Raw genomic sequence first — 690 nt, 5'->3', positions numbered from 1 at the left:
GGAACGCCGGTGTTTGCTGGCACACGGGTACCGGTGCAGACGCTGTTCGACTACCTTGAAGGCGGTTATTCCCTCCAGGAGTTCCTCGACGACTTTCCGACCGTGCAGCGTGATCAGGCAGTCGGAGTTCTGGAACAACTCAAGCAGATGTTGTTAACGCAACCTGTATGAAGATCTTGCTTGATGAATGCCTGCCGCGTAAGCTCAAATATGAACTGCCGGGCCACGACGTCTTGACTGTCTCTGAGATGGGCTGGGCAGGCGCTAAAAACGGCGAGTTGCTGCGTTTAGCCGAGACTGCCTTCGATGTCTTTATTACTGCTGATCAGAATATGACATATCAACAGAACCTGCGTTCAACAACGTTAGGAATTATTGTTATCGTGGCGGCTAACAATCGATTCGAGACACTGCGCTTGCTTATGCCGAATGTTGTGCAGGCATTGTCAGCAATTCAACCGGGTGATCTCCTGCGAATTCCTGTGTGAGCCTATAGCCTGGATCGTCTCCTTCCTACAACACTACTATTCCAAATGATCGCACCGGTCGCCTTCATCAGCCCCACGGCGGAATAGAACACGGATCAGCACGGATACGACGGATCGGCACGGATGACGTTCTGTCTGCAATAGCCTGCCGCTGGCTGGCTTCGCCCTGGATAGCCGAGGGCGTATGGTCTTTGAAGAAATA

2 protein-coding genes are annotated in these 690 nt (G+C 52.5%); both read left to right on the top strand.

Annotation, left to right across the window (positions count from 1 at the left end):
• Positions 1-9: 9 nt before the first annotated feature.
• Complete coding sequence (locus NW818_RS13125; protein WP_414424804.1) at positions 10-171, top strand: DUF433 domain-containing protein; 162 nt, start codon at positions 10-12, stop codon at positions 169-171.
• Entirely contained in the window at positions 168-488 is a 321-nt protein-coding gene (locus NW818_RS13120) for a DUF5615 family PIN-like protein (RefSeq protein WP_414424803.1), read from the top strand. The genes NW818_RS13125 and NW818_RS13120 overlap by 4 nt, the downstream gene beginning before the upstream one ends.
• Positions 489-690: the final 202 nt, after the last annotated feature.

The organism is Synechococcus sp. R6-5, from assembly GCF_047461775.1.
Lineage (GTDB): Bacteria > Cyanobacteriota > Cyanobacteriia > Thermostichales > Thermostichaceae > Thermostichus.
The sequence above is the reverse complement of the archived record's forward strand: the minus strand, read 5'-3'. Positions and strand labels throughout refer to the sequence as shown.